This window comes from Pseudomonas sp. Pseusp88 (assembly GCF_047303955.1).
Taxonomy (GTDB): domain Bacteria; phylum Pseudomonadota; class Gammaproteobacteria; order Pseudomonadales; family Pseudomonadaceae; genus Aquipseudomonas.
The window spans coordinates 53,446-68,653 of sequence record NZ_JBGLYM010000025.1 but is presented as its reverse complement, the minus strand read 5'-3'; the positions used below and the strand labels follow the sequence as shown (position 1 = coordinate 68,653).

Annotated in this window: 12 protein-coding genes and 1 pseudogene; 4 read left to right on the top strand and 9 right to left on the bottom strand. The window is 59.2% G+C overall.

The features are described from left to right. The first annotated feature begins 519 nt into the window (after positions 1–519). Positions 520–2,772, top strand: coding sequence for a bifunctional 23S rRNA (guanine(2069)-N(7))-methyltransferase RlmK/23S rRNA (guanine(2445)-N(2))-methyltransferase RlmL (gene rlmKL, locus ACCD02_RS24780; RefSeq protein ID WP_413307902.1), 2,253 nt, complete (start codon positions 520–522; stop codon positions 2,770–2,772). A gap of 227 nt (positions 2,773–2,999) precedes the next feature. Next, entirely contained in the window at positions 3,000–5,396 is a 2,397-nt protein-coding gene (locus tag ACCD02_RS24775) for a diguanylate cyclase (protein ID WP_413307900.1), read from the top strand. 9 nt (positions 5,397–5,405) lie between these two features. Here ACCD02_RS24775 and dacB read toward each other — a convergent pair whose 3' ends face one another. The 7 genes and pseudogenes from dacB to ACCD02_RS24740 all read right to left on the bottom strand — a co-directional run bounded on the left by dacB (position 5,406) and on the right by ACCD02_RS24740 (position 11,770). Next, on the bottom strand, positions 5,406–6,875 hold the full coding sequence (gene dacB / locus ACCD02_RS24770; RefSeq protein ID WP_413307897.1) for a D-alanyl-D-alanine carboxypeptidase/D-alanyl-D-alanine-endopeptidase: 1,470 nt from the start codon (positions 6,873–6,875) through the stop codon (positions 5,406–5,408). Between the two features lie 392 nt (positions 6,876–7,267). Beyond that, positions 7,268–7,612: a YggL family protein gene (locus ACCD02_RS24765; protein WP_413307895.1), complete on the bottom strand. Its 345-nt coding sequence runs from the start codon at positions 7,610–7,612 to the stop codon at positions 7,268–7,270. Positions 7,613–7,684: 72 nt separating this feature from the next. Continuing rightward, positions 7,685–9,391, bottom strand: a pseudogene (locus ACCD02_RS24760) (ATP-binding protein); the annotation flags it as partial. A 76-nt stretch (positions 9,392–9,467) separates the two neighbouring features. Beyond that, entirely contained in the window at positions 9,468–10,571 is a 1,104-nt protein-coding gene (locus ACCD02_RS24755) for a phage integrase Arm DNA-binding domain-containing protein (RefSeq protein ID WP_413307892.1), read from the bottom strand. Beyond that, positions 10,552–10,794, bottom strand: a complete 243-nt coding sequence (locus ACCD02_RS24750) for an excisionase (RefSeq protein ID WP_413307889.1) — start codon at positions 10,792–10,794, stop codon at positions 10,552–10,554. Before ACCD02_RS24750 ends, ACCD02_RS24755 begins: the two co-directional genes overlap by 20 nt. Before the next feature lie 83 nt (positions 10,795–10,877). Beyond that, positions 10,878–11,501: a hypothetical protein gene (locus ACCD02_RS24745; protein WP_413307887.1), complete on the bottom strand. Its 624-nt coding sequence runs from the start codon at positions 11,499–11,501 to the stop codon at positions 10,878–10,880. Further along, positions 11,498–11,770 (bottom strand): hypothetical protein, encoded by a 273-nt coding sequence (locus ACCD02_RS24740; protein WP_413307967.1) that lies wholly within the window; start codon positions 11,768–11,770, stop codon positions 11,498–11,500. The genes ACCD02_RS24745 and ACCD02_RS24740 overlap by 4 nt, the downstream gene beginning before the upstream one ends. Positions 11,771–12,269: 499 nt before the next feature. Between ACCD02_RS24740 and ACCD02_RS24735 the strand changes: the two genes are divergently transcribed. Further along, positions 12,270–12,479 (top strand): hypothetical protein, encoded by a 210-nt coding sequence (locus ACCD02_RS24735; protein WP_413307884.1) that lies wholly within the window; start codon positions 12,270–12,272, stop codon positions 12,477–12,479. 147 nt (positions 12,480–12,626) lie between these two features. On the opposite strand, the gene ACCD02_RS24730 is transcribed toward ACCD02_RS24735, so the two are convergent. Beyond that, positions 12,627–13,400, bottom strand: a complete 774-nt coding sequence (locus ACCD02_RS24730; RefSeq protein WP_413307881.1) for a DUF2786 domain-containing protein — start codon at positions 13,398–13,400, stop codon at positions 12,627–12,629. A 13-nt stretch (positions 13,401–13,413) separates the two neighbouring features. Then, the gene (locus ACCD02_RS24725; RefSeq protein WP_413307878.1) at positions 13,414–14,337 is read right to left on the bottom strand and encodes a DNA cytosine methyltransferase; all 924 of its coding nucleotides are present in this window, start codon (positions 14,335–14,337) and stop codon (positions 13,414–13,416) included. Between ACCD02_RS24725 and ACCD02_RS24720 the strand changes: the two genes are divergently transcribed. Then, positions 14,330–15,178 carry a hypothetical protein gene (locus tag ACCD02_RS24720; RefSeq protein WP_413307875.1) on the top strand — a complete coding sequence of 283 codons (849 nt, stop codon included), beginning with the start codon at positions 14,330–14,332 and terminating at the stop codon, positions 15,176–15,178. The genes ACCD02_RS24725 and ACCD02_RS24720 overlap by 8 nt on opposite strands. Positions 15,179–15,208: the final 30 nt, after the last annotated feature.

The window sequence follows — 15,208 nt, the reverse complement described above, 5'->3', positions numbered from 1 at the left end:
GGGCAGAATATTTCTGCCGTTGGTGCCCGCTGCCGGCGTCGCGGGCCTGGATGTCATCACCGTTGCAGTGACGACCTGTGGTCAGTTCTATCCAATGCATCGGGCGCTGTGAATGATCGTTTTGTCATAAGCAAGTCATATTTGGAAAGCTTGGGCGATAAGCACAGATATGTTTCAAAACTGAGAATTTGTGCAGCCCCCCTGTATCAAGGCTTTCAGAGAAATATGAGAGTGTTTCTCAACCGCAGGTGATGGCCGTATGCAGTCAGGGGTTATTCGACGAAGGGTCGTGATGTGACTTTTTGTCGCCGCGGTTGTCAGGGCCAATAGCTGTTTTTTTTGTCACTCTGTTGCATGGCCGTTACGGTCGCCTATTTTTACCGTCGCACTGACACTACCGTTGGTGCGGCGGACCGGCACAAACTCTGTGCCACGCAGGCGTTCTCCAAGAAAGACGCCTGTTTAAATCTGGCTGGCAATGCGTTGCCCGCCGCTTATGGCTCAGGCCCTGGAAGTCTCATGTCGGACCGTTACGAACTTTTCCTCACTTGCCCCAAAGGCCTGGAAGGGCTGCTTGCCGAGGAAGCCACAGCGCTGGGTCTTGAAGAGACCCGTGAACACACCTCGGCGATCCGTGGCAGCGCCAGCATGGAGACGGCCTACCGCCTGTGCCTGTGGTCGCGCCTGGCCAACCGTGTGTTGCTGGTGCTCAAGCGTTTTCCGATGAAAAACGCCGATGACCTGTATGACGGCGTACTCGATATTGACTGGCAGGATCACCTGGAGCCCGACGGTAGTCTGGCCGTGGAGTTCAGCGGCCACGGTTCGGGAATCGACAACACTCACTTCGGCGCCCTGAAGGTCAAGGACGCCATCGTCGACAAGCTGCGCACCCCTGACGGCTCGCGTCCGTCGGTGGACAAGCTCAATCCGGACCTGCGCATCCACCTGCGTCTGGACCGTGGCGAAGCGATCCTGTCCTTGGATCTGTCCGGCCACAGCCTGCACCAGCGCGGCTATCGCCTGCAGCAGGGCGCTGCGCCGCTTAAGGAAAACCTGGCTGCCGCGATTCTGATCCGCTCGGGCTGGCCGCGTATTGCCGCTGAAGGCGGGGCTTTGGCGGACCCGATGTGCGGTGTCGGTACTTTCCTCGTCGAAGCGGCGATGATCGCCGCCGACATCGCGCCAAACCTCAAGCGCGAGCGCTGGGGTTTTACCCAGTGGCTGGGCCACGTCCCGGCCCTGTGGCGCAAGCTGCATGACGAAGCCCTGGAGCGTGCCGCCGCCGGCCTGGCCAGGCCGCCGTTGTGGATTCGCGGTTACGAAGCCGACCCACGGCTGATTCAGCCGGGCCGCAACAACATCGAGCGCGCGGGGCTGAGCGACTGGATCAAGGTCTATCAGGGCGAAGTCGCCACCTTCGAGCCACGCCCGGACCAGAACCAGAAAGGCCTGGTGATCTGCAACCCACCGTACGGCGAACGCCTGGGCGACGAGGCCAGCCTGCTGTATCTCTACCAGAACCTCGGCGAACGTCTGCGTCAGGCCTGCCTGAACTGGGAGGCGGCGGTGTTTACCGGCGCCCCTGACCTGGGCAAGCGCATGGGTATTCGCAGCCACAAGCAATACGCTTTCTGGAACGGTGCCTTGCCATGCAAGCTGTTGCTGATCAAGGTCCAGCCGGATCAGTTCGTCACCGGCGAGCGCCGCACCCCCGAGCAACGCCAGATCGAGCGGGAGAACCCGGTTGAGGAAGTGGTTGAAGAGCGCAAGCTGAACAAGAACGGCAATCCGATCAAGCCGGTGCCTGCGGTGGTTGAGCAGCCGCGCCTGAGCGAGGGCGGACAGATGTTTGCCAACCGTCTGCAAAAGAATCTCAAGCAGATGGGCAAGTGGGTGCGCCGTGAAGGCATCGACTGTTACCGGGTCTACGACGCCGATATGCCGGAATACTCCCTGGCCATCGATCTCTATCACGACTGGGTGCATGTGCAGGAATACGCCGCGCCCAAGTCCATCGATCCGGAAAAGGCTTCGGCGCGCCTGTTCGATGCTCTGGCCGCGATACCCCAGGCACTGGGCATCGACAAGAGCCGGGTGGTGATCAAGCGTCGCGAGCGTCAGAGTGGCACTCGCCAGTACGAGCGCCAGAGCGCCCAGGGCCAGTTCCTTGAAGTCAGCGAAGGCGGCATCAAGCTGTTGGTCAACCTGACCGACTACCTCGACACCGGCCTGTTCCTCGACCACCGACCGATGCGCATGCGTATCCAGCGTGAAGCCGCAGGCAAGCGCTTCCTCAACCTGTTCAGTTACACCGCCACCGCAAGTGTGCACGCAGCCAAGGGCGGCGCGCGCAGCACCACCAGCGTCGACCTGTCGCGTACTTATCTGGACTGGGCGCGGCGCAATCTGTCGCTCAACGGTTTTTCCGACAAGAACCGCCTGGAGCAGAGCGACGTCATGGTCTGGCTGGAAGCCAGTCGTGATGAATACGACCTGATCTTCATCGACCCGCCGACCTTCTCCAACTCCAAGCGCATGGAAGGGGTGTTCGACGTGCAGCGTGACCAGGTGCAACTCATCGACCTGGCGATGGCGCGCCTGGCGCCGGGCGGCGTGTTGTACTTCTCCAACAACTTTCGCAAGTTCGTACTGGAGGAGAACCTGGCCGAGCGTTATGCCGTCGAAGAAATCACCGCCCAGACTGTCGACCCGGACTTTGCCCGCAACAGCAAGATTCACCGGGCGTGGAAGATTACGGCGCGGGCGTGATGTGAGTGGTCAGTTGGAGCGCGGCTTGCCCGCGAAGGCGTCACGCGGTCTCTCTGGCTGATCGCGCCAGACGTTTTCTCGGGCAAGCCGCGCTCCTACGGGGCGGCTGTGATAGTGAGCTCCTCTGTTATCGGCGTGATATTTTGCAGCTTCGATTAGTGGCAAATAGCTACAAGCCATCTACAGTGAGGGTGTCTCATATCCTGCCGATGTCGTGAGTTCTGCGTATGTCTTCCAAGCAGTTCAGACCCAAGATCCTCGGCTTTATCAGTGAGCAAACATCTGCCTGGATGGTTGCTATCGTCGCTTTTCTGATAGGGGCCATGCTTACCGCGATGCTGGCCATGGCCAGCACCGAACTTTATCAGCGCCAGCTGCGTCAGCGTTTCGATCTGCTGGCAGGGGAACGGGTCAGTCGGATTCAAGAGCGCCTCGACAATCAGGCCCGACGCCTGGACAGCCTGCGGCGTTTCTTTATCTATTCCGATGAGGTCACTCGCCGGGAGTTCGCTGGTTTTGCCACGCCGTTGCTGATCAGCACCGAGGCCTATGCCTGGGCGCCTCGGGTCACTGATGCCGAGCGTTCGACGTTCGAAAACAGGGCGCGGGAGGATGTGCGAGCCGATTACAGCATTCTTGAGCCGGACGGGCAGGGCGGATTCCGCCGGGCAGGACGGCGCGAGACCTATTTTCCCCTGTTGTTTGTGCAGTCCATGGGGGGTAAGGCGGCCCCTGCGGGCTTTGATATGCTCTCCATACCCTTGCGTCAGGCCACCCTTGAGCGCGCTCGGCAATTGGGCACCATGGTCGCCAGCCCCCGTACCGAGCTGCTCGGGCATGACGATGAACGCACCGACGGGGTTCTGCTGGTTTCTCCTGTGCTGTCCAGCGTCGCCAGGACCGATGGTCAACCCCGTGACGTGCTGGGTTATGTAGTCGCCGCGATCAATCTCAAGCAGTTGATGACCGAAGGCCTGTCGGTGCAGGACAACCTGGCGGTGAGTCTGCGCGACCTGACGGCGTCCGCAGACGAGCAGTTGCTCTATCAATCGCCGTCCGATGCGGCGAGCGAGATGCTGCGGGTCAGTTCGCTGCTGGGCATGGCCGACCGTGATTACTTGCTGGAGATCCGTCCTACCGCGACCTTTCTCAGTGCCAACGAATCTTCCACTGGCGATGTGATCGTGCTGGGCGGGCTGCTGAGTCTGTTACTCAGCGGCTTGCTCTATAGTCTGGTCGGCCAGCGCCAGCGGGCTTTGTATCTGGTCGACCAGCGCACGGCAGAGTTGCGCATGCGTGAACAGCAATTGCGCGGTACCCATGGGCAACTGCGCAACGTACTCAACGCGGCAACGGAAGTGGCGGTCATCGCTACGGACCTTAATGGAGTTATCACCACTTTTAACGTCGGCGCGCAGAAGATGCTTGGCTACCGCGATGAGGAGGTCCTGGGGCGTCTCTCGTTGAAAGATTTCCAGCTGGCCGCTGAGCTGGAGCGTCATGGTGAGCAGATGAGCCAACGCTATGGTCGGCGTATTTGCGCAGCCGAGGCGCTGTTTGTCGAGGCGGCCGAAGAGGATGGCCACGAGTCCCAGGAATGGACGCTCCTGCGTCGTGATGGCAGCTCGTTGCAGGTCAATATGTTGGTGACGGCGGTACGTGACGAGCAGGAACAGTGGGTGGGCTACCTGGCCGTGTGCATCGATGTCACTGAGCGCAAGCGCGTCCATGAAGCGCTGGCGGCACGGGATCAATTGCTTGAAAAGCTGAGCGCCAATGTCCCCGGCGGTATTTATCAGTACCGTCTGGAGGCCAACGGCCGCTCCGGTTTCACCTATACCAGTGTCGGGATGGGCAGCCTGTTCGAGTTGTCCGAGGAAGAAATGCGTGCTGATATCGGCGTCATCCTGGCGCGGATCAACCCCCTTGATGTTGGCCGGGTCAGGAAGTCGATTCGTCAGTCCGCCGACCATCTCACGCCCTGGCACGAAGAGTACCGGGTCGAGCTGCCGGTGCAGGGACAACGCTGGATACGCGGTGAGGCGACCCCGGAGCGGCAGAGCGATGGGGCGATTCTCTGGCACGGTTTCTTCTCGGATATTTCCGACACCAAGCGGGTCGAGGAAGAGTTGCGGGCGCTGTCGGTGACCGATGTACTGACCGGCGTCTATAACCGGCGTTTCTTTCAGGACCGGTTGCGCTCCGAACTGGCGCGACTGGAGCGGTATGGCGGGGAAATGTCGGTGATCATGCTGGATATCGACCACTTCAAGCGGATCAATGACAAATACGGCCACGGCATGGGCGACAAGGTCCTGCAGACAATCTGCCAACGTATCAGCCAGCGGCTGCGCCGCAATGACGTGTTTTGTCGCCTGGGTGGGGAGGAGTTCGTGGTGCTGTGTCCCGGCACCAGCGCCTGGCAGGCTCAGGAACTGGCCGTGCAGCTGCGCCAATCCTTGCGCAATCAGCCGATCGAGGGTGTTGGCCAGGTCACGGCCAGCTTCGGCATTGCCGGTTGGCGTGACAAAGAAGATGGCGACGCCCTGTTGCTGCGTGCCGATTCAGGTGTCTATGCGGCCAAACAGGCCGGGCGCGACCGGGTGGAGCCGGAACGCGCCTGACAGCCGTTATCAGGGTTGCTGGATCGACACGTTGGCGTTGCCCAACTTGGGTTGGCGATACAGCTCCAGCAATACTTCATCAAGCAGCGACGACAGACCGAACGGTTTTGGATCGTTGAGGATCGCGACCACCGCCCAGGTATTGCCGTTGCTGTCGCGGCTGAACCCGGCGATCGCCCGCACGGTATTCAGGGTGCCGGTCTTGATATGCGCTTCACCCAGCAGCGGGCTGCGCTTGAGACGCTTGCGCATGGTGCCGTCCATGCCGGCGATGGGCAGTGAACTCATGTATTCGGCGGCGTAGGGGCTGTTCCAGGCCGCTTGCAGCATGACCGCCATCTCACGGGCGCTGACCCGTTCGGCACGGGACAGCCCGGAGCCGTTTTCCATCACCAGATGCGGCGCGGTAATGCCTTTCTTCGCCAGCCATTGGCGTACCACGCGCTGTGCGGCCTTGGCGTCATCGCCATCGGCCTCGTTGCGGAACGCCGAGCCCAGGCTCAGGAACAGCTGCTGTGCCATGGTGTTGTTACTGAATTTGTTGATGTCGCGGATGATTTCCGCCAGGTCCGGGGAGAATGCCCGGGCCAGTACCTTGGCGCTGTCCGGCACGTTGGCCTGACGGTCTGCGCCTTGAATGGTGCCGCCCAGCTCCTGCCAGATGGCACGTACGGCGCCTGCGGTGTAGGTCGGATGATCGAGCAGCGACAGATAGGTCTGGGAGCTGCAACCGTCGGCCAGGGGGCCGCTGACAGTGACCGCGACGCTGCCATCGGGCTGTGGTGCCGGGCTGTAGCGGACGTCGTCGCCACATTGCCTGGACGCCAGGGGCTTGACCTGATTGATCACGTGGATGCTGGCAATGGGCGGTTCCACCGAGACCAGCACCTTGCCTCCTTCGTTGCGTGCAACGAAGCGCAGGGCCTTGAGGTTGACCATCAGCGAGTCTGGCTTGACCAGGAACGGCTTGTTCTCGTCGTTGCCGTCGTCGTTGAACTCCGGCAGTTGTGGCTGGATGAAGTAGCTGCGATCCAGGACCAGATCACCGGTAATCTGTTGCACGCCATTGGCGCGCAGGTCACGCATCAGCAGCCAGAGCTTTTCCATGTTGAGCTTGGGGTCGCCGCCGCCCTTGAGGTACAGGTTGCCACGCAACACGCCGTTACTGAGGGTGCCATCGGTGAGGAACTCGGTTTTCCACTGATGGGTCGGGCCCAGCATTTCCAGGGCTGCGAAGGTGGTGACCAGCTTCATGGTCGAGGCCGGGTTGACCGATACATCGGCGTTGAACACGGTCGGTGTGCCGGGACCGTTAAGTGGCAGCATGACCAGGGATAGAGCGTTGTCGTTGAGCTTGGCGGTCTTGAGGGCCTGTTCGATCTTTGGCGGCAGGGCGGTGTTGATCGTTGCAGCGTTGGCAGGAAGCGTCAGGGGCAGAAACAGGGTGGCTAGCAGCAATGGACGTAAAGACTTGATCATCAAGAAAACCCTAAAGCAAAAATAAGGGTGAAGAAGAGGGCGTAGAAAAGTGCCCTCGACGTAAATGCCGGTTAAACAAGCAATTTTGACAAAAAATGAAAATGACAACCGAATAGAGCGGCATTATGCCCGAAGCCAACGTGACTTGTGCCGAACTGCGGGCGTCCGGCGCTATTTTTTTGCGCAGTGATGTCAGCATGGATCTGATCTGGGGCCGGCTTTAGCCGGGAAGGCGGCGTTGCAGGCGCAACCTGTCCATGGCCTTGAATGTTCATTCCCGGCTAAAGCCGGTCCCACAGGATGGGGCAGAAGAGGGTGGGATAGGTGGAATGGCGGGCATAAAAAAGCCACCCCGAGGGGTGGCTTCTTCGTGCAATCAAGCGGCGTTGCGATCAGGCAGCCGGGTTGATCGGCTTTTCCGGATACCAGGCATCCAGCAGCGGGCTGACTTCAACCTTGGTCAGTTCGTTGCGGGCCTTGAGCCAGGCTTCAACGGTAGCGCGCTGCTCTTCGCTGACGGAACCACGGTTGGCCAGGCAGACCAGGCCGTAGTCGTCGCCGCCAACATAGTCCAGACCGTTGGCGTCCATGGCGTCGGCCAGGAACGCGTCTAGGAAGGCATCGATTGCCTCGTCACCCAGATCCTCTTTGAATTCCAGGTTCAGCTCAAAGCCCAATTCCTGGAACTCATCCACACAGAGCTTTTTGCGCAGACGACGGGAGCGGTTAGTGGCCATGAAGCGATCCTCTTAAGTAATTTCGGGGCGCAGTCTACCAGTTAAGTCGGGGTAGCGTCTGCTCGGCTGCCATTAAGGCTGCTGGGTGTCTGCCTGCTGTAGTTGCAACGCCTGTTCCAGTTTGACCATGGCAAGCTCCACGGCCTGCTGGCAGGCCTGGAGCTCGCTATGCGAAGCGTCATCATTGCAGGCTTGCTCCAGCGCTTCGCAGGTTTCGATGACCGCGCGGGCGCTGATGATGCGCGCGGCACCGCGAATCTTGTGGGCGATTTCCCGCAGTCCGCCGCGATCTTTGCTGGCCATCAGCTCCGCCAGTGCCTGGCGATCCTCCTGATTGCTGCTGATCAGTTGTGCCAGCAGTCGCTGGATAAGTTCCGGGCGATCTCCGGTCAGATTGCGCACGCTGTCCAGGCTATAACCGGGAGGTGGTGGAGCGGTCTGGTACGGAGTAATGCCGGTCAGGCGTTCGCTCAGGGACGTCAGGCTGATGGGCTTGAACAGGCAATCGTCCATGCCGGCATCCAGGCAACGCTGTTTCTCCTCGGACTGGGCATTGGCGGTGAAACCCAGCACGATGCTGCGGGGCAGATGCTGTTCCTGCTCGTGGCGGCGGATCGCCCGGGTCAGGTCATAGCCGTTCAAGACCGGCATGTTGCAGTCGGCAATCACCACGTCGAAAGGTTTTTCCAGCCAGCTCTGCAGGGCCATGGCTCCGTTTTGCGCGGCTTCGCAATGATGGCCGAGAAACTCCAGTTGCTGGCACAGCAGCAGTCGATTGGCCGGATGGTCGTCCACCACAAGAATACTCAGGCGTGTAATGGCGTGGGCCGGAGGATCACGTTGCAGGTGTTCAGGGGCGAGAGGTTCCAGGGTGGTAAGATCCAGGGTCATCGACACTTGGGTACCTGCCCCCTGTTCGCTGCTCAGGTTCAAGGTGCCGCCCATCATTTCACACAGGCTGCGGCAGATCACCAGGCCCAGTCCGGCGCCGGTTCGGGCCAGTTGACCACTGTTGTCGGCCTGGGCGAAGGGCTCGAACAGGCGCTGCTGGTCGGCTTTGCTGATGCCTATGCCACTGTCCTGGATCAGCACGCGCAGGTGCAGCTGTTGCGGGTTCGGCGCCGCATCGGTCTGCAGGCTGACCCGCACATGACCGCGTTCGGTGAATTTGATGGCGTTGCTGATCAGATTGGACAGGATCTGCTTGAAGCGCAGTGGGTCGATCAGCACGTCAACGTTGATACGGCTGTCCAGGTCCAGTTGCAGGTTGAGATTCTTCTGCCGGGCCAGGCCTTCGAATACCCGCACCACCGACTCCACCAGCTGATGCAGGTTGGCCCGCTCGGGACTCAGGGCCAGTCGCCCCGATTCGATGCGGGCGATATCCAGGATATCGCCAATCAGGCCCAGCAGATCCTTGGCCGAGTTGTAGGCCACTTCGATCGCCGGGCGATCCAGATGACCCTGGTCGGCGCGTTTGAGGGCCAGTTCGAGCATGCCGATCACAGCATTCATGGGGGTGCGTATTTCATGGCTCATGGTTGCCAGGAACGTGCTTTTCGCCCGATTGGCATCGTCGGCCTGATCCTTGGCGGCGCGCAGATCCTCCAGCAGGCGGCGTCGTTCGCTGATATCCAGCCAGCCGCCGATGATGCCCTTGACCTCGCCCAGGGAATCGCGAAACGGCAGGATCCAGTGATAGATGGTCAGTCTGCGGTTGGCGATATGCAGCGTGCGGTCGAGGATCATCGGGCTGTTGCTCGACAGAACGCGGCGATGGCGTAACCGTTTGATTTATAAGGGGAGAAAAACTTCCCCAATATCCCCCCAATATTCCCCCGAAACTCATCGGGGCTCATGCAACATCAATCCAATCGGTGCCTCGACCGTCTTTGTACATCTCGGTCATGGCTGCGGTTCGGTGGCCTAGCAGTTTCTGCGCATCCCTGCCTTCGGCTGCATGCAGGCGTGCGGCCAGGGACCGCATTTCATGAAAGCTGGGAGGGTGCTCGCCGAGATCAATGCCTAGGGCGGCTGCGCCCGCATCTCGCGCCTTCGCAAACTGCAGCGTGAGCGTGTCAAGTTTGATGGGCGAGCCAGCCTTCGCTACGGCAACAGTTTTGGAGTGATGCACCAGGTGCTTCGAAAGCACCTTGTCCCGGCAGCGCTTCAGTACGGTTGCCAGATCCAGGTCAATCGCGTCAAGCCGGAGCGCCGTGCTCAAGCGCAGACGCATCCCGGTCTTCGATTGGATGACATACAAAAAGCCGTCTTCCACGTCCTTGAAAAGCATCGACCGGATATCGTCCCGGCGTTGGCCGGTGATCAAAGCAAGTTCCATTGCTCGCTTTAGCCATGGCCTGTCTGTGGCTTCGTACGCGGCCTTCCATAGTTCCAAGCTCAGGCGGCTGCGCTTCACCTTGGATCGCGCTGCCTTGGTGGCGTCAACCGGATTGTGGTCGCACCAGCCAGCGGCGATGGCCTCGATGAAAACGTCTCGAATCATGGAGCGTAGCGCCTTGGACATAGGCGCCTTACCTGCCTTCGTGAATGTCGACAAAAATGAGGCCACGTCCATCGTTCTAATCTCTCGCAGGTACTTCTCGCCGAGCGCTGCTTCGATCGTTTTGATCCTGCTCTTGTACAGGTTTGTTGAATGGACGCTGAGGCCCTTCGCGGCATAGATCACGTGGTACTCAACAAGCCATTCGCTGAAGGTCTTGCCCTTGTCTTTCGGCGGCTCTGCCAGTCTGGCTCGTAGCGTTGGCTTGAGGACCTCAGCGTGGTTTGCAGAGACCGCCTCGATGATCGCGGCTTCCTTGTCCTGGCCCAGTCCGAACATTCTGCCGCTTACCGGATCGCGGTAGGTGTAATACGTCTTGCCGTTGCGCTTATCGGTTTTGCGATAGAGGTTGGGCGGCAGGTCTTTTGATCCAGTTTTACGCGGCCTGGGAACCATGGCGTGCACTCGCTATTCGGCTGATGAGGCTGTTGCCCCTCGGGATTCGTTCCAGCGCCTCGGGCTCTTGGTAGCTGGCATTCTGCTCGACGTAGTAACGGTTGCCGTGTTTGACCGGGGTGGGGCTGATTCGCCCGGCCCGAATCCAGGCGCGAAGCGTGGCGGCACTGGGCGGTGTCTTGTATTGCTCTGCCGCCCACTCTTCGAGAGTCATTTTAGGCATGGTTGTCTCCAGGGGCCGCGCTGGGCGGCAATAGGGTTATATCGAGGCTTTGGCCAGCAGGCGGAGTTGGGTGCGGGCCGTGCTCATAGCGTCACCTGCTTGAACTCGACGACCCAGACCCACGGGTTGGTATTCCAGGAGGCCAGGCCATTGATCCCGGTCCAAAGGTCTTTGAAGGCTGGGGTCGGGTATCTATGGCAGGTGCCGCCTTCATCCGTGGCGGTCCACATTCGACAGGCGCTGTCCCGGTGTACCCCTTCGGCAGCCGCGTCCTCGTGGGTGATGTCCTGCAGCCGCTCGACCCGCACTTCGGTGATTTCCAGAAGGATGCGGCTGGCCCAGCGGGGCATATGGATGCTGGGACGGCTTCGGCCCGGCGAGATCATGGAGCAACCGACTTCGCGTAAAGCGCCATCTGCTGGGAACAGAATTGGCTCGCCCTGGCTTAGCTCTCGGGGCGCGATCGCGTTTAGCTGAGCGTCAGCCGCCCAAGTCTCACGAACCCATAACCGGTCGCCGGGCTGGCCATAGGGGCACAGGTCTGCATTGCCGGGCAGCGCCAGAAACGCAGGTTCGAAACCAGCAGCCAAGCAATCCAGAGCTGCCTGTTTCTTTACCTTGCGGCGCGTGACCGTCTTCCGACCTTCAAGGATGGCGCGCACCATTGGCGCCGAGAACAGGATCGGACGTTCTTTTGGCCGGATCATGGCGTCACCACCCTGCGCGCCCACCAGCACACCGGGCCGTCCTCAGTGTCGTGAATGGCCAGGCAGAACCAGCCTTCACCGTGTGGCCTATCAGGCTCCCAATAGCTGCAATCCGGGTCGCCCGCTTCGAAGTAACGCTCAGAGACCGCTTCGTCGCTGTGGTATTCGAGCTCGACCATCTTCACCTCAAGCCCTTGCTCCGCGATCCAGGCTTTGCACTTGTCGCCGTCACCCTCATCGAAGTCAGGCATATCAGGGTGCTGGAACATTCCGTTCTCATCGCGCTTGACGGGCCAACTCTTGATGAGCGGAATCCTGTCGAGGCGCTCAATCTCGGCCAAGATAAGAGCGCCGGCTTTTACCATGTCGCGGCGCCGGTCGTTGCTTGGCTTGAATGTTTCCTGACCCCACGGCCAGCAAGTGCTCATGCTTTCTGGCTTACCAGCGAGACTGGCGTAGGTCGCAGCCGCATTGGCCATCTCGCCGCGAACGTACAAATCATCGCGAAACAGCGAGTAGCCTTCTCCAGTAACCTGGCGTTGGCGCTCGGCGATGACGTCGCGGGCGGCCCGGTTCAATTTCATTTCTTCAGGCATGAGTTCACCTATACCGCTGTTGCGGCTGACTCTGAATTGAGTGGTTACCGACCGTCAGCAAGCGTGACGCTGGTCGGCGATTCATTTGAATGGAGACGGAAAACGATCTTCACTGAATAGCACAGGCCGCCCAAGGACAGCTGGCGGCTCGTGACCCCCTCAGGGAGCTACTATGGAAAGCATCGAGGATCGTGTTTATGTCCATGCGTTGATCGCAGTGTTTAGTGCTGCGTTCGAACTTGGATTTGACCCCTACGCACTTGCAGTACAAGCGAAAATGGATGTCGCGTTGAGAGATCGAAAGGTTTTGAGGCCGCTGGCGCCAGGCGTCGAGCAGATCATTAACGAGTCGTTGTTTGTGGCTAAAGTATTACGCTGCTAGTTGTCATGACTCGCCCGTTTGGGAGAGTTTTTGATGTACGAGCCGATTGTTCTGTTGATCCTTTTTGTGGTCGCGTTTTCCGCGACCGGGGTAACGGTGGTCCTGATGATCTGGGGCGATGATTAGCAGCGTGGTACCTGATCGCCTTCAGGCAGGAGCTGATAGTGAAAGAGCGTCACACGCCCCGGTCGCTAAGCCTGCATGCAGCTCAACTTTCGCACCGGCCAGCATTCCGGCAATCTGGGCGTCGAGGTCCAGCTCGATGGGCTTGTTCTTTCTCGCCTTGCCGATTTCCTGGTTAGCCAGGAACTGCGTGATCAAAGCCTGATGCTGCGCCTCGACGGCAACTATTTCGTTGCCTACGCCTTTGTGCTCCAGCGATTGATCCTCCTCGCCACGCGGTACCAGTGCGTGAAGCTTCTGGTGGACTTGATCTACCCAGGCGAGGGCGAAGTGGTCACCTGCGGTAGTGGGGGAGTACTCGCTGCGATACCGGCCGGCGCGAACGCCTGAGACGTAATCCTTGCGGGCCTGGGTCAGCTTCGCGAGCAGCGTCTCGTATGCGTAGAGCGCGATATGCTGGGCTGGGGTCACGCCAACGAAGGTGGCGTGCTCGACCCGGCGCCTTTTGATCTCGCACCAGCGCAGAGATCGCAGGCCTTGGCAATTGAACACCTTGGCGACCACGGCGCTAAGCTGCCGATCCCACATTGGCCGTCGCACAGTGCGTGAAAGCGACGACTGCGCCTCGCCCACATCGCTGAGCTGTACGTCAGTTTCGGTGAGCTGATATTCGCGCATGAGCGCCTGGGCCTGCCGCATGGCAGTAGCCGCTTCGTTTTCGTTGGAGCTTTGGGCGAGCGCCAGGCAATGCTTGATCTTGCGAATGATTCGATCCAATTTTTTCGGGTCGATATCCATGGTTGCTCCGGGCCTATGCGGCGGCTTGAAGGGCTTCAATAATTCGCTGGCCTGCCAGGGGAGGCACGGCGTTGCCTGCCATGTGCATTGCCAGCCTGTGGTTGTTAGGGCGAAGGGTGTCGGGCGGGAATGACTGGGCCGCCAAGGCTTCATTGGCGCTGAGCATGCGCATTTGGTCGCCACGGACCAGCGCCCAGCGATCCAGCGTCGTGATGGTGCCGATGGGGCGGCCCGGGTCCCGCCCGGTGAGGCCAGACCCTCTGCCGTAATAGGGCATGATGAACTGGTCGCCAAAGGCCTTGCGGCCGTTGCGTACCCGATCAAGAGTGGCCTGGGCCCGGCCTGGCTTTTCGATATTCGCCCAGCGGCCCGCGCTGAAGTCGAGAAAGCTGGCAGCGGGTACATGCTGGCGCCGGTGCAGTTCGAGCATCAGCGGGGCCTTGCTGCGAGTGATGACCAGGAACAGCCGGACGCGGTGCTGCGGCACGCCCAAGTCTGCACAATCCACGACGTGAGGAGCTACCTGATATCCCAGCGCCTGCACCGCGCTGACCCAGGCCGGGTAGAGCGCCCATTCGGTGAATTCCTGGACATTCTCGACGAGAGCAGCTTCCGGCCTATGGAACTCCAAGGCAGAAACTACAGCCCATGCTGTGGATCGGCTCGAGTCATGTTGCGGATTGCCAGACTTCTTGCCGCGAGCCTTCGAATGGCCCTGGCAGCAAGGGGAGGCCAGCAGCAGGTCATGGCTCGGCACTTCCTCCCAGCGGGCCTGGTGCAGGTCCTGGCATTTGTGTTGGGTGCCGGGGTGATTGGCTTCATGCCAGTCAACGGCGATCTGCCAGTGGTTGGCGGCCCAGAGAACCTGGACGCCCGCCGAGCGCGCGCCGGTGCTCCATCCGCCGAGTCCGGCGAATAGATCGATTGCTGTGGTCATCAATACCGCCTATATTTCGCAAAATTTCAAATGGATTATGAGATTGAAAAAAATACATGGCCTACCACAATGGCTTCTCGCAATTGTTTGTTCGGCGTTAATTGTGGCTTTGTGGTTAATAATTTCTTTTGTTATAAAATTTGGGCTTATACCCTCGGATGCTCAAGAAAGTTGGGGGCAGTTTGGGGATTTTGTTGGAGGGATATTAAATCCGCTATTTTCCATAATCGGTTTACTTGCGCTTCTGCACACCATTGTTTTGCAGAGTAAAGAATTATCTAGGTCTACGAAAGAGCTGAAGTCTTCGGCGAAAGCGCTAGAGCGCCAAAATAGACATAATGCTAGACAGCAGTTTGATAATAATTTTTTTCAGCTCATGGCGTTGAATGTTTCGCAATCCAATACCATGCGATATGGGTATGGAAGCACTAAAACTACTGGAGAGGCTGCGTTTCAGAGTGCTTTCAATGATTTCAGTCATGGCTGGTCCTTGAATGCCGCGAGTGGTAATGAGTGGATTGAAAGATTTGATTATTGGTATGGTAACGGCGGTGTAGGTTTCTCCACTTACGCGCACTCGCTAACGAATATGATCGATTTTGTTTATGAGGCAAAAGTTCCAAGGAGAGCTAAAAATTTCGCGTATTCTACAATTTCAGCAAATATTTCCAGTGATGTCGCAGTCATCTATTTTTTGATGGTTGTTTTTTCTGATGATCATAATTGGTTTCGGGATGTACTGGAGGAGATTGATTTTTTTAGTAACTGCCAGGCAGGATATATACGATTTGATTCGTTATTCGATTTTATTGGAGAGTTTTACCGTGTCCCTAGGTCCTGAAAATACTGGCAGTTCGATATGTGTTATGGT

Coding starts and splice junctions, on each gene's coding strand:
- ACCD02_RS24755 (WP_413307892.1), bottom strand. CDS start 10,571: ATGGTTCCCAGGCCGCGTAAAACTGGATCAAAAGACCTGCCGCCCAAC.
- ACCD02_RS24765 (WP_413307895.1), bottom strand. CDS start 7,612: ATGGCCACTAACCGCTCCCGTCGTCTGCGCAAAAAGCTCTGTGTGGAT.
- rlmKL (WP_413307902.1), top strand. CDS start 520: ATGTCGGACCGTTACGAACTTTTCCTCACTTGCCCCAAAGGCCTGGAA.
- ACCD02_RS24750 (WP_413307889.1), bottom strand. CDS start 10,794: ATGCCTAAAATGACTCTCGAAGAGTGGGCGGCAGAGCAATACAAGACA.
- ACCD02_RS24725 (WP_413307878.1), bottom strand. CDS start 14,337: ATGACCACAGCAATCGATCTATTCGCCGGACTCGGCGGATGGAGCACC.
- ACCD02_RS24745 (WP_413307887.1), bottom strand. CDS start 11,501: ATGATCCGGCCAAAAGAACGTCCGATCCTGTTCTCGGCGCCAATGGTG.
- ACCD02_RS24740 (WP_413307967.1), bottom strand. CDS start 11,770: ATGTTCCAGCACCCTGATATGCCTGACTTCGATGAGGGTGACGGCGAC.
- ACCD02_RS24735 (WP_413307884.1), top strand. CDS start 12,270: ATGGAAAGCATCGAGGATCGTGTTTATGTCCATGCGTTGATCGCAGTG.
- ACCD02_RS24730 (WP_413307881.1), bottom strand. CDS start 13,400: ATGGATATCGACCCGAAAAAATTGGATCGAATCATTCGCAAGATCAAG.
- dacB (WP_413307897.1), bottom strand. CDS start 6,875: ATGATCAAGTCTTTACGTCCATTGCTGCTAGCCACCCTGTTTCTGCCC.
- ACCD02_RS24775 (WP_413307900.1), top strand. CDS start 3,000: ATGTCTTCCAAGCAGTTCAGACCCAAGATCCTCGGCTTTATCAGTGAG.